The sequence below is a fragment of the Planctobacterium sp. AWM4_229 genome (genome assembly GCF_056160305.1).
In genome coordinates, this window is sequence record NZ_JBSWWX010000004.1 from 55,265 (window position 1) to 74,527 (window position 19,263).

17 protein-coding genes are annotated in these 19,263 nt (G+C 46.2%); 5 read left to right on the forward strand and 12 right to left on the reverse strand.

The window, feature by feature from the left end:
• Positions 1 to 28 precede the first annotated feature (28 nt).
• The 3 genes from ACXAGP_RS09575 to ACXAGP_RS09585 are packed head-to-tail and all read right to left on the reverse strand — an operon-like array spanning position 29 to position 2,101.
• The gene (locus ACXAGP_RS09575) at positions 29 to 748 is read right to left on the reverse strand and encodes a response regulator (protein ID WP_475261037.1); all 720 of its coding nucleotides are present in this window, start codon (positions 746 to 748) and stop codon (positions 29 to 31) included.
• Entirely contained in the window at positions 748 to 1,167 is a 420-nt protein-coding gene (locus tag ACXAGP_RS09580; RefSeq protein ID WP_475261038.1) for a DUF3019 domain-containing protein, read from the reverse strand. Before ACXAGP_RS09580 ends, ACXAGP_RS09575 begins: the two co-directional genes overlap by 1 nt.
• Positions 1,168 to 1,174: 7 nt before the next feature.
• Positions 1,175 to 2,101: a MipA/OmpV family protein gene (locus ACXAGP_RS09585; protein ID WP_475261040.1), complete on the reverse strand. Its 927-nt coding sequence runs from the start codon at positions 2,099 to 2,101 to the stop codon at positions 1,175 to 1,177.
• 202 nt (positions 2,102 to 2,303) lie between these two features.
• On the opposite strand from ACXAGP_RS09585, the gene ACXAGP_RS09590 reads away from it, so the two are divergent.
• Complete coding sequence (locus ACXAGP_RS09590) at positions 2,304 to 3,287, forward strand: DUF1852 domain-containing protein (protein ID WP_475261041.1); 984 nt, start codon at positions 2,304 to 2,306, stop codon at positions 3,285 to 3,287.
• A gap of 50 nt (positions 3,288 to 3,337) precedes the next feature.
• Positions 3,338 to 4,363, forward strand: coding sequence for a methionine synthase (locus tag ACXAGP_RS09595; RefSeq protein ID WP_475261043.1), 1,026 nt, complete (start codon positions 3,338 to 3,340; stop codon positions 4,361 to 4,363).
• A gap of 19 nt (positions 4,364 to 4,382) precedes the next feature.
• On the opposite strand, the gene ACXAGP_RS09600 is transcribed toward ACXAGP_RS09595, so the two are convergent.
• A complete protein-coding gene (locus tag ACXAGP_RS09600) occupies positions 4,383 to 6,524 on the reverse strand; it encodes a winged helix-turn-helix domain-containing protein (protein WP_475261044.1) in 2,142 nt (713 codons plus the stop codon).
• A gap of 132 nt (positions 6,525 to 6,656) precedes the next feature.
• On the opposite strand from ACXAGP_RS09600, the gene ACXAGP_RS09605 reads away from it, so the two are divergent.
• Positions 6,657 to 8,081: an amidohydrolase family protein gene (locus ACXAGP_RS09605; protein WP_475261046.1), complete on the forward strand. Its 1,425-nt coding sequence runs from the start codon at positions 6,657 to 6,659 to the stop codon at positions 8,079 to 8,081.
• Between the two features lie 88 nt (positions 8,082 to 8,169).
• On the forward strand, positions 8,170 to 9,300 hold the full coding sequence (locus ACXAGP_RS09610) for a PQQ-dependent sugar dehydrogenase (protein ID WP_475261047.1): 1,131 nt from the start codon (positions 8,170 to 8,172) through the stop codon (positions 9,298 to 9,300).
• Here the strand turns inward: ACXAGP_RS09610 and ACXAGP_RS09615 are convergent.
• From ACXAGP_RS09615 to soxR, 5 genes are all read right to left on the reverse strand, one after another.
• Positions 9,284 to 10,192 (reverse strand): LysR family transcriptional regulator, encoded by a 909-nt coding sequence (locus ACXAGP_RS09615; RefSeq protein WP_475261049.1) that lies wholly within the window; start codon positions 10,190 to 10,192, stop codon positions 9,284 to 9,286. The genes ACXAGP_RS09610 and ACXAGP_RS09615 overlap by 17 nt on opposite strands.
• A 38-nt stretch (positions 10,193 to 10,230) precedes the next feature.
• Positions 10,231 to 10,863 (reverse strand): hypothetical protein, encoded by a 633-nt coding sequence (locus ACXAGP_RS09620; protein ID WP_475261051.1) that lies wholly within the window; start codon positions 10,861 to 10,863, stop codon positions 10,231 to 10,233.
• Between the two features lie 143 nt (positions 10,864 to 11,006).
• Positions 11,007 to 14,810, reverse strand: coding sequence for a bifunctional proline dehydrogenase/L-glutamate gamma-semialdehyde dehydrogenase PutA (putA, locus tag ACXAGP_RS09625; RefSeq protein WP_475261052.1), 3,804 nt, complete (start codon positions 14,808 to 14,810; stop codon positions 11,007 to 11,009).
• Between the two features lie 236 nt (positions 14,811 to 15,046).
• Positions 15,047 to 15,676 carry a hypothetical protein gene (locus tag ACXAGP_RS09630; protein WP_475261054.1) on the reverse strand — a complete coding sequence of 210 codons (630 nt, stop codon included), beginning with the start codon at positions 15,674 to 15,676 and terminating at the stop codon, positions 15,047 to 15,049.
• A 48-nt stretch (positions 15,677 to 15,724) separates the two neighbouring features.
• Positions 15,725 to 16,189, reverse strand: a complete 465-nt coding sequence (soxR, locus tag ACXAGP_RS09635; RefSeq protein ID WP_475261055.1) for a redox-sensitive transcriptional activator SoxR — start codon at positions 16,187 to 16,189, stop codon at positions 15,725 to 15,727.
• 229 nt (positions 16,190 to 16,418) lie between these two features.
• On the opposite strand from soxR, the gene ACXAGP_RS09640 reads away from it, so the two are divergent.
• Complete coding sequence (locus ACXAGP_RS09640; protein WP_475261057.1) at positions 16,419 to 16,835, forward strand: VOC family protein; 417 nt, start codon at positions 16,419 to 16,421, stop codon at positions 16,833 to 16,835.
• Between the two features lie 13 nt (positions 16,836 to 16,848).
• On the opposite strand, the gene ACXAGP_RS09645 is transcribed toward ACXAGP_RS09640, so the two are convergent.
• The 3 genes from ACXAGP_RS09645 to ACXAGP_RS09655 form a co-directional block, all read right to left on the reverse strand.
• On the reverse strand, positions 16,849 to 17,856 hold the full coding sequence (locus tag ACXAGP_RS09645) for a phytanoyl-CoA dioxygenase family protein (protein WP_475261058.1): 1,008 nt from the start codon (positions 17,854 to 17,856) through the stop codon (positions 16,849 to 16,851).
• 23 nt (positions 17,857 to 17,879) lie between these two features.
• Positions 17,880 to 18,344 (reverse strand): hotdog fold domain-containing protein, encoded by a 465-nt coding sequence (locus tag ACXAGP_RS09650; RefSeq protein WP_475261059.1) that lies wholly within the window; start codon positions 18,342 to 18,344, stop codon positions 17,880 to 17,882.
• Positions 18,345 to 18,422: 78 nt separating this feature from the next.
• Positions 18,423 to 19,160 (reverse strand): substrate-binding periplasmic protein, encoded by a 738-nt coding sequence (locus tag ACXAGP_RS09655; RefSeq protein ID WP_475261061.1) that lies wholly within the window; start codon positions 19,158 to 19,160, stop codon positions 18,423 to 18,425.
• Positions 19,161 to 19,263 lie beyond the last annotated feature (103 nt).

The following is a 19,263-nucleotide window of genomic DNA, read 5'->3' on the forward strand; positions in this document are numbered from 1 at the left end:
TATTGTGACTCCGATATACTCATTGGTATTACCAACTTTCCTTAGCGAACAGGTAGCCTTTGCCCCAGATGGTTTTGATCAAATAGGGTTCATTAGGATCATCCCCTAATTTTTTACGGATGCGGGAAACGCGTAAATCAATGGAGCGATCAAAACCGTCGTAATCAAAGCCGCGTAATTGGTTGATGAGTTCCTGTCGCGACACCACTTCACCGGCTTTTTCGGCTAACAGCCACAACACGTCAAATTCCGCTGAGGTGATAGCGATTGGCTGGCCTCTTAACGTCACAGATAGGTTTTGCTTATCAATGATGAGCTGATTTAGTTGAATTTGTGATACGGGTGCAGGTTCAGCGACACTCTTATTTGTTGCCTGACTGCGCCGTAAATGACCACGAATGCGCGCCAGTAGCGCCCGAGCGCGTACGGGCTTGGTAATGTAATCATCAGCACCTACTTCCAGGCCCAGCACTTCATCTATTTCTTCATCGCGAGCGGTGAGCATGATAATGGGATTGTGATACTCAGGTCGCACCTGGCGACAAACATCCAGGCCATCCAGGTCTGGCAGCATGCCGTCTAATAGCACCAGATCGGGAGGGTTATTGCTGATCAGCTGCGCGGCTTCTTTGCCGGAACTGGTGACGGTAACCACAAAGCCTTTGTTGCTCAGATATTCTTGCGTCCACTGCGCCAGTTCTTCATCGTCTTCAACCAACAAGATGGTATTTTCTATTTTGTCAGTCATCAGAACACTCGCCAGGTTACTGAGGAACGCTTGCTTTTATACACCCACGCCATCTTGAGTTCTACTTTTGCCAATGTCTGTTCGCCTTTTTTGAGGTAAAACCAGGTATTTTGATTGCTGGAAAACTCCAGCTCCAGTGACCCTTGATTTTGATTTGACCAGCAGCGCAATGGCGTTTCCAGAGTCGAGGCGGTAATGCAGTATTGACCGCTTTCTGGGGCACTCCAGTTGAGCTGGATGTCCACATAACAATCCTGGCCCTGACGCAGTGCTACACATTTTTCAGGAGAGAGTTGCAGCGTAAAGGGGGTTGCTTCCTCGGCGCTTACGGGGACTGACAGGAACCAGAATATCAAACTCATTGCCAGCCAAATGCCTTGAATGCAGCGATGTGTATTTTTTATTTGTAAGTTCATCATCTGCTCCTTAAAACACATAAGTCACAGATAAACCCGCCGTACTTAACAGGCGCCCCTCGATGCTCAGCGGGCTGTCAGTTATGGCATTGGGCCGCAATACAGCAGTGAAGTAACCACCAAATACGAAGCTTTCAGAAATCGGATATTCAAAGCCTACCTGGCCGACAGCCAATAAGCCATCCCCTGCCTTATAAGGCTTGAAGGGGCTGTCAGGCGCGCGCAGGTGGGCTTCAATCTGAGCAGATTCGGCGTCTGACAGGCCGTAGTAATAATCGAGAATATCACTGCTTTGGTAATTCAGGCCCACTGTGCCGTAGAAGTTCCAATTCTTGTATAGCCAGGTACGGCGCACAGATGCTGACAAGTTAAAACCGCCAATCTCATCTTCGAAGCTAAAAGGCGTGGCGATAAACTGTGCTAAATAGTCTTCAAAATAGCCAGTGGCTCTTAGCCCCAATCGGTAGTTGTCATCCCGTGGAAAACGCAGTCGCTCTACGTTGTAATCGATAATCGTTCCTTCTTCGTCAACGATCGGGTGGGGCCAGTCGAAAACGTATTCTGCATCACCAAAAGCGTGTACCGCATAGATATCCAGCGCCCAGTTTCGGTTGTTGTATAAGTTGTAACCGATGGCATCGCCAGAAAATAAACCATCGACGTTTTCCTGGCTATTACCCGGGTTTTCATAAAAGAATCCCCGCCAGCGCAATTGCATTTCAAGGTTGATGTTCAGAAATTCTTCCGTTTTATCAACGCGCTCGAAATCCAGGTTCACCCAATTTGATTCTGTAACGCCAGCAATCAAGCTGACGGCAAAAAAGGCCTCAAGACCATTCTCAGTCTCTTCTGAGGCGGTATCCGCTAATATTGCTGGGCTTAAGAAACTAAACCCCAGCAATATTAAAGCGGCTTTAATAAGTGTAGTGCGTGTCATGTGTGTTCTGTTGTGTCATTTTAGTTGTGTCAATCTTACGCAAAGGTTGCAAGCCAAGTCGTAACGGCTATTGTCCGATTGTATCAGTTTGTATCTGCTGATAAATCATTAAATATATTCATGAATTGGTGAAAAAAGGTCATTTTTAATCATGTAATTAACCCGGTATAAATTTCACTCATGGGCAAACAGGAGACCAAACATGAGTGAGCAAGATTTTATTTTTAGCCTAAAAACTATTGAGTTAGACGAGAACTACAAGCCTTCGGAAAACACTCGAATTACCACAAATTTCGCCAACCTTGCCAGAGGCGAAAGCCGTCAGGCGAACTTAAGCAATGCCTTGCAGATGATTAACAATCGCTTTAACGCCCTCGCTCATTGGGATAATCCCAACGGCAATCGCTATCAGGTGCAGCTAAAAATAGTTTCGGTAGATATCGAAATTGCCAATCAGGAAAATACAGAACGCTTCCCCGGTATTGAGATCTTACAATCCAGCATTCTGGATACTCAAACTCAGCAACGAATTGCAGGACTGGTGGGTAATAACTTCTCTTCTTATGTACGTGACTATGATTTTAGTGTCTTGCTGTTGAAACATAACGCGGGGCGTAGCAAATTTACCATCCCGGAAAAGTTTGGTGAATTACACGGAAAGCTGTTCCAGCAATTTGTTAATTCAACGGTCTATCAAGCTCATTTTCACAAGGGACCGGTGATATGTCTGAGCGTATCAGACAACAAGGTTTATCATCGCAGTGACAATCATCACCCGGTCTTGGGTTTTGAATATGTGCCTAATGAAGCATCGCTGACTGAACAGTATTTCAAAAAAATGGGGTTAAAAGTGCGTTACTTTATGCCGCCTAACAGTGTGGCACCGTTGGCCTTCTATTTTTTCGGCGACCTGCTCAATGATTACACCAACCTGGAGCTCATCAGTACCATCAGCACCATGGAAACCTTTCAAAAAATTTATCGACCTGAAATTTACAATGCGAATGCCGTTGCTGGCCGTTGCTATCAACCGAATTTACACAATCGCGACCATTCCCTTACACAAATCGTTTACGACCGGGAAGAGCGCAGCCGGTTGGCGAAAGAGCAAGGCCAGTTTGCCCGGCAGCACTTTATCGAACCTTATCGTAGCGTACTGGAGCAGTGGGCTGACTGCCCGGTTTGAGTTGTCGCCCGGTTTAAGTTGTCGTTAAATTCCAATAAGAGAGTAAAAAAATGAAAACACTATTACCCACTTCAACGGCGGGCAGCCTTCCTAAACCTGGCTGGTTGGCGGAGCCGGAAAAACTCTGGTCTGCCTGGAAACTGGAGGGCGAAGAATTGCGTTTGGCCAAGCAGGATGCATTGCGACTAACCCTATATGAACAACAACAGGCGGGCATCGATATTGTCAGCGATGGTGAACAGACCCGACAGCATTTTGTGACCACCTTTATTGAACATCTAGATGGAGTGGATTTTAGCAAGCGCAAAACCGTTAAGATCCGCAATCGCTATGATGCCAGTGTGCCCACCGTTTTTGGCGCGGTGAGTTGTCCGAAATCGGTGTTTGTTGAACAAGCGCGTTTTGTGCGACAACAAACACAAAAACCAATCAAATGGGCCTTACCGGGTCCACTTACCATGATAGATACTTTGTATGATGGTTATTACCAGAGCCGGGAAAAGCTGGCCTTTGAATTCGCACAGATATTAAATCAGGAAGCCAGAGAATTAGCTGCTGCTGGTGTGGATATTATCCAGTTTGACGAACCCGCTTTTAACGTCTTTTTTGATGAGGTTAATGATTGGGGCATTGCGGCATTGGAGCAGGCGATGCAGGGGGTGAGTTGTGAAACCGCAGTGCATATTTGTTATGGCTATGGCATCAAAGCCAATACCGATTGGAAAGGTACTTTGGGCAATGAATGGCGCCAATACGAAGCGATTTTCCCCAAGTTGCAACAATCTAGTGTCGATCTGATTTCTCTGGAGTGTCATAACTCCAGAGTACCTATGGAACTGATTGAGTTGATTCGAGGAAAAAAAGTGATGGTGGGAGCTATTGATGTGGCCAACAACAGGATAGAAACACCACAAGAAGTGGCCGAGACGTTACGCAAGGCGCTAAAATATGTGGATGCCGAGAATCTCTATCCTTGCACTAACTGTGGTATGGCACCTTTGTCGCGAGACATTGCCAGAGGCAAATTAAAAGCGTTGAGCGAGGGGGCGAAAATTGTGCGTAAAGAGCTCAAATAGGCTTCTACGACAGTTGTAATTATTGAAAGTTAAGTGCCTGTTTTCGATTGTGATTGAGGAGTCGTTGGAACTGCTGTTTGCCTGTCCCTGTCTCCTCAAAAATTTGCTCCATGTGTTGTTCTGCAAGTAAATCATCATTCAAGTCTGGAAGCCAACCATCTTGCATTAAGTTGATTAGTTCGGTTTTAGCTTGCTCCTTGGATACATTCAGGTAATACAATGGACTCAAAAAGCTGTTGTCTCCCGGATGTTGCTTAAACCATTGCAGTAAGTTCTGCTCGAGCTCTTCCAGTGGTTTACCGCGCTGGCGGCGCAAATGGCTGTAGAATAGCAGCAGATTATGGTTGTCTTGTGTTATTTTAATCTCTGATTGTGCTCCTGGCATTAACTCTAAAAAAACTTGTTCAGCTTGATCATGCTTACCCAAAAAAGCCAGCAGTGATACATAGGGCATAACAAATCTCTGTTTATCGGGGTGCATGGTCATTCGCTGTGCCAGTAATTGTTCCGCCTGCTCATAGTCAGTTTCTGCGATGGCCATTGCTGCCTGCATATACACCAGGAAAGCCGGGTTAATTTGGTTTTTATTTATGCTTTGAAACCTGAGTTTCGCTTCATTTAGTTTACCTAGCGCAAGTGCTACCTGAACGGAAGTCATTTTTGTATAAGGCATTTTTTCCAGATGTTCCGGGTAATTGTGTTGCCAGGCTAAAAAGTCGCGTGCCCGAGTAATATTGAGAGGCAAAAAGTCGAGGCTTTGTACGGGTTCCAGAAAATACCGAGGATCCAGTGTGAGGGCGCGTTCAAAGTAATACCTTGCCTCGTTCAATTGGCTTAGCGTCAGGTGAGAATAGGCCAAAGAACGATTTATCACGGCTGACATAGGTTGTAGTTTAAAAGCTTGCTTTGACATTTGTAGTGCTTCATCAAAGCGTCCGGAATCTCGTAAAAACTGGCTAAACCACATTAATCCAGTGGCATGACCGGGGCTGTTAGCAATTGCTTTTCTAAATAGTGGCTCAGCCAGTTCGGCTTCGCCCAGTAAGTTATGCAGAATAGCCTGAGCTGCGAGTGCTTCCCCCATTTGTGGCGACTCGCTAAGGGCTCGATCGAGTAGAGGTTGGCACTTCTCCAATAAGCTCTGCTCGGGAAAGTCTGAGTAGATGTGTAAAAAATAATAATTTTCACAATAACCAACCGCTGCAAGAGGAAACAATTGGCCTTCATCTGCTATTTTTTGGTAGATATTTTCAGCCTGACGCAAAGACAATGGCGTACGTTGTTGCCATAAGTGCCGTGCCAAAAGATATTGTTCAAAGCTGCGTGATTGAATTTTTTGAACGTTTAAGCCTGACGCAACTTGGGGCAACTCAAGGTAAGTGGACAGACTTTTCAGTATGTTTTGCTGCAACTCGTAGAGACTGTCAGGCCCGCCTTCGAATATCTGACTCCATAAAACCCGTTTGGAAGCGACTGAACTAATATTCAGAAATAGCTGTAAATCGCTTTCTGAAGCTGTGATTTTACCTCTTAGTACGACATCGGTATTCGGTGGCTGCGAGGAGTCTGGTAAATACACCACTACCAGTTCCTTATAGCGGCTAAGTTGTGTCATTAGAATATCGGATAAGGCACTAACTGGGGTATTCCGCAAGTCAGTTGGATAATCAAATTGTACTACTGTGATGCTGCGAACCGGTTTTGGAGTCTCCGGACGTGGCTCTTTTCCTCCTGCAATTAACAGGTAAGCGGTAAGCAATAACACAACAATAGGCAGTATTATTAGTGCCAGTGATTTTTTGTGGCGAATACTGTGAGTGGCGATATTTGTAGCCTTCGATGGTTGCTTTACTTCCACAAGGAGTCGATAACCTTGTCCTGAAACGCGTTCGATAAATTGAGGCGTTTGTGAATTGTCTCCCAGGGCTTTGCGTAACTGAGCGATAGCTTGGTAAATCGAGCTGTCGGATACCACCTGTCCGGGCCATACTTTATCGAGTAATGTTTGCTGACTTACGGGTTGCCCTGCAGCTTCAATTAATAACTGCAATACCTTCATCACCTTGGGTGTCAAGGTGATTTCCTGTTTTTCATCGGAGATGCGATTTAATGCTGGCTCTATCGTCCATTTTCCGAGTTGTAATTGGGTATTCCGTGACAAGTTGTTATCCGCTTTTCCATTTTGAGAAAAAAATCAGATTAATTTTAGATATCTGAAAGGTATTCATTTAGCTTGCTCGCCAGAATGATCAGGGCATGCAATTTCAACAAAAAGAGATGGGAAGCAGATTAAATGAAAAAAACACTTATCGCAATTTTGCTCTTACTGGGACTGCCATGGTGCGGTGCTCAGGATTTGATCATCAATAATGTTAATGTGATTTCTCCTCACATAGGAGGTGTGCAGAGCAATATGTTCGTGCACATCAGCAATGAACGTATCGCTAACGTATCCAGTTCGCCTTTTGAGCCCAAAATCGACGCAGTTGTAATTGATGGTTCAAAAAAGTTTCTTATTCCGGGGTTGATGGACTCTCATGTACATATATCGTCGATGCCTGGCGAAACGGGTAACTCGGCAGAAATGCTGGCACTAAAAGCCCTGTATTATAAACAACAACCCCGAAGTTACCTGTATTTTGGTGTGACTCAAATTCTGGATCCGTCCAACTCAAAACACGCCATAAAAGCGTTTAAGCAGCAAACACTACGGCCGGATCTTTTCCATTGTGGGGCAATGCCAATCAAAAAAGGGTACCCTACTATGTGGTCAACTGAAGAGCAGACGGCTGCTACTTTTAGTTATTTACTTGACGAAAACGATGGCCAGCAACACATTGAGCAGCAGATCGCCAGCATGGTTAAAGACGGAGCTATTTGCGCCAAAGTGTTTATCGAAGATGGCTTCGATATGAAAACTGGCTGGCCCTTGGTTTCTGAACAACAACTTGGATGGATACGACAGGCCGCTAGAGATCAAAACTTACCCGTATTTGCCCATGCCAACGCAATCGATATGCAGCAGATAGCGGTGAAATCTGAAATGGATGTCATGGCTCATGGAATGTGGAACTGGCATAAATATCACGGACAGGGTGGGCTGCCAGATGCCATTAAGGATGTTTTAGATCAGGTAATAAAACAGAGCATGGTGTATCAGGCTACATTTAATGTCATGGACGGCATCAAAGGGGTTTTGGTGCCAGAAGTGTTAGAGAATCCCTTGTATCGAAAAGTCATACCTAAAGCCGTTTATCAATGGTACCACACAGACGCTGGCCGTTGGTTTGCTCGGGAAATGCACGCCGAATTTGGCGGTGGTAATCTTCAAGCTATTTTCGAAACTCAAGATAAGGTGATAAACCAAGGAGAAAGGGTGCTGCAGTACTTATATCAACAGGGGCATACAATGGTGTTGGCAAGTGATACGCCATCTTCTCCTACATTTGCCGCGCAACCCGGATTTTCCACCTTTGCGGAAATCAAACACATGGCGAAAGTCGGTATTTCACTATCCGATATTCTCGCCGCGGCCACCATTAACAATGCTCGCAGTTTTCAGTTGGAACATCTATATGGCACTGTTGAGGCAGGTAAGATTGCTAATCTATTGTTGCTCAACGATAATCCATTGTTAGAAGTAGAGGCGTACAATAGCATCGATACTGTGATATTAAGAGGACAGGCGATTGAGCGGGAAACTCTCAGCGCCCAATAATCCGTGTTGACTGTGATCAATCGTTTGCTGTTGCTCGTTTAAAACACTAATGCTAAACCTATGATTAGATTCAAATCCAGAGGAAATGATGAGCAAAAGAATAAAGATGATGATGGCTTGTTTGATGGTCACTACCGCTTCGATGAGTCACGCTCAGGAGCAAACGATTCCGAAGGCGCCCGAGTCGGAAAAATATCAACTAGAGCTGGTCACCAAAGGCGTTGCAATTCCCTGGGGGATGGTGTGGTTGAACGACAAAGAATTACTGGTGAGTAACCGCGCTGGTGATTTGCGCCTGATCCGAGACGGTAAGTTATTAAACGAACCTATTAAAGGTGTGCCGGAAGTGCACGCTAAAAACCAAGGGGGCCTGTTGGATCTGGAGATTGATCCGGATTATGCCAATAACGGTTGGATTTATCTGTCGTTCTCAGGTTATGAAGGCGAAGGGCAAGGTAACAACACCTCTATTATGCGGGCGCGGTTGAAAGACATGGAATTGGTGGATCAGCAATTACTTTTCCATGGTTATCCAAAAACTGAGCTTGTGTATCATTACGGTTCGCGTATTGAATTCGACAAAGAGGGATATCTGTATTTTACCTTGGGTGATCGCGGAGAGCGCGATGTTCATCCCCAAAGACTCGACCACGATCCGGGCAAGGTGCACCGCATTCACTCTGATGGCTCAGTACCTGAGTCAAATCCCTTCGTTAAAACCGAAAATGCGCGTCCCTCTATATATTCCTATGGTCATCGCAACCCGCAAGGTATGGCATTAAATCCGGTGACGGGGGATATCTGGGCGCATGAGCATGGCCCTCGAGGTGGTGATGAAATCAATATGATCAAACCCGGAAAAAATTACGGCTGGCCTGTTATTACCTATGGCATTAATTACAACGGCACCCCTATTACCGACGAAACTGCAAAAGAGGGTATGGAGCAGCCTATCTGGCACTGGACGCCTTCTATTGCGCCCTCCGCAATGCAATTTATCACCAGTGAGAAATATCCCCATTGGCAAGGTCACTTGCTAGTTGGATCGTTGAAGTTTGCGCACCTGGTGCTGGTGGAACTTGATGGCAATAAGGTAAAAGGCCACAGTAAATGGTTCGAAGGCATTGGCAGATTGCGCAGTATGGCGGTGCATCCAAACGGTGATTTGTATCTGGGCACTGATGGCAATGGTATTTATAAGGTTAGCTACCAACCCTAGCTGTTAAACCAGGCGTCCCCAGAGCCAAGTCGATAAAGGCTTGCTGGTACTGGGGGCGCTCAGTGTCTTCTCTCAATCCCAGAAAAATCTGTTTGTGTAACCCTTCAGCACCTATCTGGATTCCACTAATGGCAAACTGCTTTGCTTGTTCTGCTACTAACCATTTGGGCAAGACAGTTACACCGCGATTGGCTTCCACCATCTGCAAGATCATCTCCGTGCTTTCCATCTTTTTATGCTGCTGCACGCTGCCACCGGCGGGCAGCAAACAGTGGGTGAAAATATCCAACCGACTGGCTTCAATAGGGTAGGTGATCAAGGTTTCTGATAACAGATCCTCAGCTACAACATGGGGTTTTTCTTGCAGAGGGTGCTCAGGACTCACAACTAATACCTGCTCGTAATCAAACACAGGAATAAATTCCAATCCGGGCCTGAACACCGGATCGGGGGTTACCAAAATATCAATATCGTAATTGAATAAACCGGCGAGACCTGCAAATTGAAACTCTTTTAATACGTCTACATCCACCTGTGGGTAGGCTTTGAGAAAAGGCGCAACGATTTTCAATAACCATTGAAAGCAGGGATAACACTCCATGCCGATGCGCAACTTGCCCTGCAGCCCAGACGCAAAGCCTTTGATTTCCTGTTCGATGTGCTCAAATTGTGGAAGTAAGCGCCTGGCGTGAATCAGCAACCTTTTACCTGCAGGTGTCAGAGCCAGATTGCGCCCAGATTTTTGCCAGAACTTCACCCCAGTGGTGTTTTCCAGGCGTTTGATGGCATGGCTAATAGCTGATTGGGTGAGATGTAATTCTTCAGCCGCTTTTGTCACAGTGCCTAATCGCGCAATAGCATCAATAATTTTTAGATCAGCACGTTCCAGCATGGATTAATATATTAAAACAAAAGCATAGCGGGATTATATCATGTTTCCGCTGAGGGGACTTCTGTCTTGTAGGCACCTGCGACTAACCAGCCGATACCAAACAAAGTCAGGCCCCAAATTTCAACCCATAAAGTGGTCTTTTGCCAATCCGCTAGGTTGCCGATGATTTGCAGTAGTATGATCCCTGTAGCCATCAATACTGCGATACCGCGATATATCCAGGCTCTCATTGTTTTCCCTTTTTTCATGGCTCGCATGGAAAAAAACCACATCATGATAATCAGGCAAGCGAACAACAGAATTGATGCACCCAGGTGCACCTCATCCGGGATCAAACCGAACACACCTGAGAGCGATTCAGTCCAGGCTGGAGGAGCTTGATTGTTGCCTTTGCCCATAGTGGGGAATAGTGCGATGGCAATGGCAAAAACACAGGACAGTTTACTTAAATAAAATTCCAAATCTTTTGCGCCGCCTGAACCATTGTAAGCCGACAAGAAAAAGCCCACGGCAATAAGTGAGCCGACAAAGATATCTCGGGAATCCGTCCAATAGGAGCCGCTGATAGAGGGCAGTGGAGTTTGTGCCAGCCACCAGGTCACAGGTGCCAGCAGGACGGCTATCAAACCGATAATCAGACGCATAGTTTTGTGATTGATTTGGCGATGCATGGTATCCCCCAGATAAAGAGAGTTTAATTGCGCTTAAAGTTTAATAAAAAACATATACTCCTATGTGAAATATTTTACAAGGACGTTTAAAAATAAGGCCCGAAACGGGCCTTATTTGCTGTGGAATGAAAAGGGTAGACGGGTTATTCGTCGTCTTCCGCCAAGGTCATCAGCGAAGTGTTACCGCCAGAGGCTGTAGTATCGATACTGATGGTCTTTTCTGTCACCAGACGCTGTATCAAGGTATCGTTATATTCAGCACTGATCACTGGCAGTATTGCACCGTCACGCTCTGCCAACTGCTTACTGAAATAACCCATACGCGCACTGTTACTGTCTACAACTGTGCCTGCAATACCATCGTGATGCAGTAGGGCATTGAGTTTATCGTGTTTAACCACCTGCAATATGCCTTCTGCGCCGCCACACAACATGAGTTTGTCCTGAATCGCTTTGGCTTCTTCGAAGAACAGATCGGAGACGGCCGTGATCACGGTGTTGCCCGCAGCAAGTGCTGAGACAATCGACATCAACCAGAAGCTGAAAACGGTATCTTTATCGGCATAACACACGACGCAGCCTCGAGGCTCAAGATACAACAGATTGGATTCCCCTGTTGGTCCCGGTAGCACTTTGGGCTTTTTCAGCATCTTTTCGATACGGGTTAATTGTGCACGAGAATCTGATAGCGACTTGGCTAAGTCGTCTGCCAGCTCTTCAACAATGTCTACCGTGGCAATTTTGGCTAATAGCTGTCGCATTACCGAGATGCGATCATTTAGTGGCGTGATGCGCCAGATGCGCTCCGCTTTTACCGCCAATTCCATGATGTTATCCACATGCTCTTGGGCTGCTCCCAACTCCACCATGTCAATATTGGCCTTGGTTTGGTAGTTAATCTCGTCTTCATCAGGGGTGTGTTTCTCGCGTACCAGACGAGACAAGTAGTTGGGACCACCGGCCTTCGGACCTGTGCCCGATAAACCGCGACCACCGAAGGGTTGTACACCTACGATAGCGCCGATCATGTTACGGTTAACATAAATGTTCCCGGCGCGTACCCGTGCCGCTAAGTCTTCCGCTCGGTCTTCGATACGGGTATGGATACCCATAGTTAAACCGAATCCGGTCGCATTGATTTGCTCGATGACATCATCTAGCTCAGATTCTTTAAAGCGGATCACATGTACCACCGGACCAAAGACTTCTTTTTTCAATACCGACAGGTTGTCGATTTGATACAAACGCGGTGCAAACAGGTTATGGCCATGTTCACCCATATCCGGTAGCGGACATTCGAATAGCAACTTCCCTTTGTCCTGCATATATTCGACGTGGTCGTTTAAGGCTTTTAATGCTTTGGCATCAATTACCGGGCCGACATCAGTAGACAAAAATTGCGGATCGCCCACCGTTAACTCTTTCATGGCGCCGGTGATCATCTTCAATACGGTATCGGCGATATCTTCCTGCAAGAACAACACCCGCAACGCTGAACAACGCTGACCGGCACTTTGGAATCCGGATTTAATGACGTCGTCACACACCTGCTCAGGCAGAGCTGTGGAATCCACCACCATGCAGTTCTGGCCTCCGGTTTCAGCAATCAGTGGCACTTGCTGGCCACCGCGTTCTGCCAGAATTTTGGAAATGAGTGTGCCGGTAGCGGTAGAGCCAGTAAACATCACCGCCTGAATACGTTCATCGCTGACCACGTTTTCGCCCACTTCTTTACCTTGGGCAATCAGCAATTGCACCACATCATCCGGCATGCCAATGATCTTCATTAACTCGAGTGTGCGGATGGCGATCAAACTGGTTTGCTCTGCGGGCTTAGCTACTACGGTATTACCGGTTACAATGGCTGCTGCCACTTGACCGAGGAAGATGGCCAGCGGGAAGTTCCAGGGGCTAATACACAAGATAGGACCACGAGGCTCCATGCGTTCGTCCTGCGCGAGCTCTTCCGCACGCGCAGCGTAATAACGGCAGAAATCCACGGCTTCACGCACTTCATCAATGCTATCCTGGGTAAGCTTACCCGCCTCTTTTATACAAATGGCAATCAGTTCATCGCGATGGCGTTCCAGGATATCAGCGGTTCTGCGCAGCAGATTGGCACGCTCGTTCACCGGGGTCTGTGACCATTCAGAAAACGCCTTTTCGGAACGTGAAACGATGTCCTGCATCTCTGCAGGTGTGTGGTATTTTAACTGGCCCACTAGCTCTGAGTGATTGGCGGGGTTTAATACTGCCACCAGGTCCGACTCCGCGGCACTGGCGGTTTTGATGTTATCTGTGACCCAGGCATCGAGATTTTCTTTTAACGGCATCAACTGATTGATATCCGTCAAATCCATGCCTTTGGAGTTATCTCGCTCTTCACCATAAATGGCTATGGGCATAGTGATATTGGTGTTGCGTTTGTTGCGCAAATCTTGCAGTTTTTCCACCGGATCCGGTAGCAATTCTTCAACGGGCTTAGTGTCATCCACGATGGCGTTAACAAACGAAGAGTTTGCGCCATTTTCCAGTAAGCGGCGTACCAGATAAGCCAACAGATCTTCGTGTTGTCCTACTGGTGCGTAAACCCGACACTGTACTTTGTCATTAATAACAACCTGGTCATACAAAGACTCACCCATACCGTGCAGGCGCTGGAATTCGTAGCCTTGGTTGTCGTTTTTAGCCAGCTCTAGAATAGTGGCCACGGTATAGGCATTGTGGGTAGCGAACTGCGGGAAGATCACATCTCTCGCAGCCATTAGCTTTATGGCGCAGGCTTTGTAACACACGTCGGTAGTGGCTTTACGGGTGAATACCGGGAAGTCATCCAAACCGTCTACCTGGGTAGTTTTAATTTCCGTATCCCAGTAAGCGCCTTTTACCAGACGCACCATCATTTTGCGTCCAACGCGACGGGCCAGGGCCTCCAACCAGTCGATAACAAAAATAGCGCGTTTTTGGTAGGCTTGAACCGCCAGTCCAAAACCATTCCAGTCGCCTAAATCAGGATCGGCAAATACCGTTTCGATAATATCTAACGAAATATCTAAACGATCCGCTTCTTCGGCATCCACGGTAAAATTAATGTCGTATTCTTTGGCAGCCATCGCCAGGGCTTTCAACTTAGGCACCAGCTCGTTGAATACCCGCTCGCTGTGGGTAAACTCATAGCGCGGGTGAATGGCAGAGAGTTTAACGGAAATACCCGGGCTTTTTACTGGTCCGCGGCCTTGAGCCGCTTTGCCCAAGGCGTGAATGGCGTTCATGTAAGAGTCGTAGTAGCGCTGTGCATCGGCCATGGTACGTGCCCCTTCACCTAGCATGTCATAAGAATACACATAGCCTTTGGTTTCGGTTTCTTTGGCGCGTTCAATGGCTTCTTCGATATTGGTGCCCATCACGAATTGTTTGCCCATGATCTTCATGGCGTAATGTACCGAAGAACGGATCACTGGCTCGCCCAAACGACCCATTGTGCGTTTCAGCATGCCAAATTGCTGAGCCTTGGTTTTGTCCGAGTAATTAACCATTTTACCTGTTACTAACAGGCCCCAACTGGATGCGTTAACAAACAGGGAATCACTGTTGCCAAGGTGTTGGCTCCATTCACCTTTTGAAAGTTTGTCTCGAATTAATGAATCCTGGGTTTTTTTGTCAGGCACACGCAACAAAGCTTCTGCAAGACACATCAGTACTACGCCTTCTTCGGAGGACAGGGAGTATTCATTTAATAATGCGTCAACGCCACCTTTACCATCTTCCGCTTTGCGAATGTTAAGCACCATCTGACGAGCGCGCTCCCAGGCGCGACTTCGGGCGGTTACGCCAACTTCTGCTAAGGGCAAAATATGTTCGATTACTTGCTCTTCATCGATGCGGTAAAAATCACGAATGGTTTGTCTGATTTGACAGTTGGTAGAGAGATCGTCTTTGACTAACATTATACCCCCAATTTTAGCGTTGCATTTGACCGTGACGCGGGAGAAAGGCGTTGCCACAAACTCTCCTCAGTCGCATTCTCTGTAGCATTAAAAAGCGTTGGCTTGCAGAGCGGGTGGAGGATAGCGGCAACTGGCTAAAACCCAAAATAGTTTTTGATTGCTTATTAGAACATTGGCGTAAATATATTGCTACGCCAGTGACGTTATTTGGATTAGTTTGCCCGGTTGCTCAGGCATTAGATAAGCTTGAAGACGTTGCCACTACTGCGTCGTTTTTCCAGGCGGGCCAGTGCGGCATCGTATTCTGATTGGGTTAATACGTTTTCGTTGAGCAGAAAATCCAGGTGTTTTTGGTACAGTTCCACCTGTTCGGCATGGCTTAAGGTGCCCGGATAACGAATCGATTCAATTCGGTCTGACAGGGCTTTGGCAAATTGTTCGAGTACGGCTCTGTCTTTGGGATATTGTGGGATTTTAAATAGTTCATCACCATCATCGGCGCGAAAAAACACCAAAGCGGGCGTAAAGCTGGCATTAAAAAACCACAGTGCCACTAAAGCGGGTGGCAAAAATAACAGAGTCAGGACCATGAGTGGCTGACCAAAACGCTCCGGATTTTGACCATAACCGATCAAACAAAAACCAATAATCAGTAACAGCACCAGTGCTGCAATACCCGCGCCTAAATTAATCGTTTTGTTTACGCCCGGGCGAGAGCTAATCAGATCTAAGGGAAAGCTTTGGGATTGGCTTTTGAACAGACTTTTGTAGTGCATGTGCACATCGCGATTACCTTCCACTTCGAAGCGTAAAGTGCGACCAAATGGCAGTGATTGGACAAAGTTTAAGGTTTCAAAAGCTGGCATAACAAACTCATTTCAGGTTGATGGTAAAGCATAAACAAGCGTTAAAAATTAATCCAACTTCTTGCTGCGCATTTTTCGCTGTAACAATACCGCACCTGGGCCGGCAACAGCTAACTCATCGTCTTTGTTGTACATAGGGCAGTGTTTCATAGAAAGACAACCACAGCCAATACAACCTGTGAGGGAATCTCGCAGTGCTGTCATGGCTTGTATGCGCTCATCTAACTTGCTGCGCCATTGACTGGCCAGTTGTTGCCAGTCTTCTTGATTAGGTGTGCGTAATTCTGGCAACGTGGCCAGTGTCTGACGGATTTCTTCCAGGCTTACCCCTAAGTTTTGCGCGGCTTTGATGACTGCAATGCGACGCATTACATCTTTGTGGTAACGCCTTTGATTGCCTGCATTACGAGAGCTTTTAATTAGTCCCTTTTGCTCATAAAAGTGCAGTGCCGATACAGCAACACCACATCTTTTGGCGATTTTGCCTGGTGCTAAAAGAACCTCCTCAACCATCAATCTGCTCTCCAATAAAAAGTTTAAAAAAACACTTTACCTCAACTTAACTTGAGGTTTTAAGCTGGTGACAAGTTAACACATAGGATAAACAAATGACTAGTTACAAAACCAGAATTCAACAAAGCAGCTTTCGCCAAGCAGTAACGGTATTTGGACGAACAATACTGCTGTTATGGCAAAACCCCACTTTTCAACAAACCAGTAGCAGAAAATAAGGAGAACCAGGATGTTCATTGAGCATTTAAATTTAGTGGTAAAAAATCTCGATAGCAGTTTGCGTTTTTATGGCTCGGCGTTTCCAGATTGGAAAGTGCGCGGTGGTGGCAAAGATGAGTGGTATGGAAAGGCAAGGCAATGGATTCATTTTGGCGATGACAATCAATATCTGGCGTTGTCGGATCACGGAGAAGGTGAAAATCGCGATCTGACGGGACACACACCTGGGCTGGCTCATTTTGCTTTTGTGGTAGCTAACCTGGAAGCAGTGCGGCAACGCTTGCAAGCGATTGGCTTTGAACCTTCAAAGTTGGGCAGTGATACACAGTTTCGCAGCAACCTGTATTATATCGATCCGGATGGTTTTGAGGTGGAGTTTGTGCAGTATCACAGTGATATTATTGCCCAGCGCAATGACTATGCGTGAAAAGTGATATTGTTCAAAAGGCCTTTCCCGGTTCGATAAGACGAGGAGTCAACGAATACATATCCAGGTATTGCGCCACTCTCGGTACTTGATGGTGATTTGGAGAGGCACCATGGGGTAGCCAATGGTGCCAGATAATTAAATCACCGGCTTCGGCAGCAATGGATTTGTGCTGAAATTGAGCGAAATCGCTATCGTTTGGGTTGAAGTCTTGAGGCAGGGTGTTTAACCACTGTACATATTGCATGTGGAAACCCGTACACAGTGTTAATGCGCCCTGTTCGGCTGCCACGTCGTTGAGATAAACAATTCCCTGGGTTTCAAAGTGTAAAGGTAAGTGAAAGTCTACATCCAGGTGGAGTTTACTGCCTTGAAAGCGATGGCCTGAAGTTTCGGGAAAATTAAGACTATAGGTGTCTCGGGAGACAACTAGCTTTTCCTGTTGCCATATTTGTTGAAATGCTTGTCGGGCTTTCGAGGATTTTCGTGCGATGTCGAGTTTGGGATTGAGAAAATCTTGTCTAAAAAAGGGACCGCCGTAGGCGCGATGCCAGGAGTCCGGCGTTTGCAATGAGGTTCGGTTCGCGTTCATCAATTGTTCGGCAATGGCTAAAGAAGATTCACGCTCGATGATGCTCTTTACCACAACATAGCCCTGCTCTCGCCACTGTTTTAAGTCTTCACTGGATAAAGGGCCAGATATTGTTTCTGATGAAGTGCTTGTGGTGTCAAAGCAGCTGCTGAGCATGAGATTAAAACTGTAGGAGCAAAAATTTGGGCACTGCGACATAGCTTGCCAAAGCCGCAGGGGCTGACCCTGACATTCTAATAGCATCTGAATGAACTGTTGCAGCCCTTTGCCACAAACATCGGCTGCAGCCAGAGTAAGAAAGCGGTTCTTTAGTCCGGCATTGGCACAAGCATTTGAAGAGCTGTCTATTAATCGCTGCATCAGTTGCAATACGCGCTCTTGAGCCACTACCGAATTGTCAATATCAGACTGCTCCATCGTCTCTCTCATTTAATTCCAGGGTAACGAGCTCGTTATTTCTTTTTGGCAGATACCCACAAATTTATCGTGCCTTTCACTACCACCACGTCATTTTTGTCATACGCAGTAACCTCTACTGGCAGATCCCCTTCTTGCCAGTGATTGTTTGGCAAAACTGCTTCGCAGCGAATATCGGAACCCGCTTTGGCAGTATAGTCTACCGTCATGCCTTTGGGTATCCAGCGCAAGTGTTTCGGAATAGACGCTTCCGCCATAAACCCCATTGCCATTTCCAGGCCATTGCAAATAGCGATTACGTGCACGGTGCGAATGTGATTTTCTACAGAGCGACGCTTTTTGATGAAGCAATGGCACTCACCGGGCTCTAGTTTGGTGATCTTGGGCTTTATAGTGGCGAAGTAAGGCGCTTTGCGGCAAGCGACGAAAGAGAAAATACGATCTCCCATTGGGAATTTCTGTAAGCGCTTGTATAAACGCATTAAATAATTATCAGACATCTTTGTTATCTCAAATGAAATTAATCAGAAATTAACATGTCCGACCAGTTAAGTGAAGTGTTAGTTGTTTGGCTCCTGTCAGTGTGAAAAGCGGGCTAATTTCCCTGTCATTTGTAGTCTCGTCATTTCGGCACGTAAATTATTTAAGTGTTTTTCTGCTCTTTTTGAGTGCCGGGCTACTGCGAGATAGGCCGAAGGCACTTGCACTCGGTAGACAGCCAAAGCAAGCTGCTTGCCATAATCACTGTTTTGCAACGCAGCGTTCAGTGCTACATCGCCTCCCATGACAGCATCAAGACGCTCAGATACTAACATTTTAAACAGCACTCCAATGTCAGGTGACTCATATTTTTCAATATCTGGATCATTATCTACTTGATCCAATAGTCGAGCCCCTTTCTCTCTTCCTATTATGGAGTTTTTAAATTTGAGTAATGAATCGAAGTGCGAGACCTCATTTTCGCGCACTACGAACACGATGTTACTGATACTGTATGCCGGCTCAATAAAGTGCAGGAAAGCTTCTCTTTCTTTGACCCGATTGACAGAAGTGAGTACATCAATACGACCTGATTTAGCTAGTTGTAAGCAACGTATCCAATCGCAGGGTGAGAACTGAATTTGGATGTTCATCTGTTCTGCAAGCGTATTGATCAGCTCGACATCTCGGCCACTGAATCCTTGCTCCTCGTATACTGAATAGGGGGGATAATTAGGAATGCCATAAATCAAATAGTCCTCTGCAGCGCAGACTTTGGCGCAAAGCCAAAGGTATACAGACAGGATAGCAACTATGTATTTAGAGAAAACAGTCATGATTTAAGCGTAAACCATACTGGAAAACATACAATATGAAGATTCGCAACGTTCTAAGCAAGAGAGTTAAAATTACTATAGACTGTCGCGCAAAAGATACAAA

Excerpts from the sequence above, each read along its gene's own strand:
- ACXAGP_RS09615 (WP_475261049.1), bottom strand. The coding sequence starts at position 10,192 with ATGCTGGAACGTGCTGATCTAAAAATTATTGATGCTATTGCGCGATTA.
- ACXAGP_RS09630 (WP_475261054.1), bottom strand. The coding sequence starts at position 15,676 with ATGCCAGCTTTTGAAACCTTAAACTTTGTCCAATCACTGCCATTTGGT.
- ACXAGP_RS09590 (WP_475261041.1), top strand. The coding sequence starts at position 2,304 with ATGAGTGAGCAAGATTTTATTTTTAGCCTAAAAACTATTGAGTTAGAC.
- ACXAGP_RS09575 (WP_475261037.1), bottom strand. The coding sequence starts at position 748 with ATGACTGACAAAATAGAAAATACCATCTTGTTGGTTGAAGACGATGAA.
- ACXAGP_RS09595 (WP_475261043.1), top strand. The coding sequence starts at position 3,338 with ATGAAAACACTATTACCCACTTCAACGGCGGGCAGCCTTCCTAAACCT.
- ACXAGP_RS09645 (WP_475261058.1), bottom strand. The coding sequence starts at position 17,856 with ATGAGAGAGACGATGGAGCAGTCTGATATTGACAATTCGGTAGTGGCT.
- ACXAGP_RS09650 (WP_475261059.1), bottom strand. The coding sequence starts at position 18,344 with ATGTCTGATAATTATTTAATGCGTTTATACAAGCGCTTACAGAAATTC.
- ACXAGP_RS09640 (WP_475261057.1), top strand. The coding sequence starts at position 16,419 with ATGTTCATTGAGCATTTAAATTTAGTGGTAAAAAATCTCGATAGCAGT.
- putA (WP_475261052.1), bottom strand. The coding sequence starts at position 14,810 with ATGTTAGTCAAAGACGATCTCTCTACCAACTGTCAAATCAGACAAACC.
- ACXAGP_RS09580 (WP_475261038.1), bottom strand. The coding sequence starts at position 1,167 with ATGATGAACTTACAAATAAAAAATACACATCGCTGCATTCAAGGCATT.
- ACXAGP_RS09620 (WP_475261051.1), bottom strand. The coding sequence starts at position 10,863 with ATGCATCGCCAAATCAATCACAAAACTATGCGTCTGATTATCGGTTTG.
- ACXAGP_RS09610 (WP_475261047.1), top strand. The coding sequence starts at position 8,170 with ATGAGCAAAAGAATAAAGATGATGATGGCTTGTTTGATGGTCACTACC.
- ACXAGP_RS09655 (WP_475261061.1), bottom strand. The coding sequence starts at position 19,160 with ATGACTGTTTTCTCTAAATACATAGTTGCTATCCTGTCTGTATACCTT.
- ACXAGP_RS09585 (WP_475261040.1), bottom strand. The coding sequence starts at position 2,101 with ATGACACGCACTACACTTATTAAAGCCGCTTTAATATTGCTGGGGTTT.
- ACXAGP_RS09605 (WP_475261046.1), top strand. The coding sequence starts at position 6,657 with ATGAAAAAAACACTTATCGCAATTTTGCTCTTACTGGGACTGCCATGG.
- soxR (WP_475261055.1), bottom strand. The coding sequence starts at position 16,189 with ATGGTTGAGGAGGTTCTTTTAGCACCAGGCAAAATCGCCAAAAGATGT.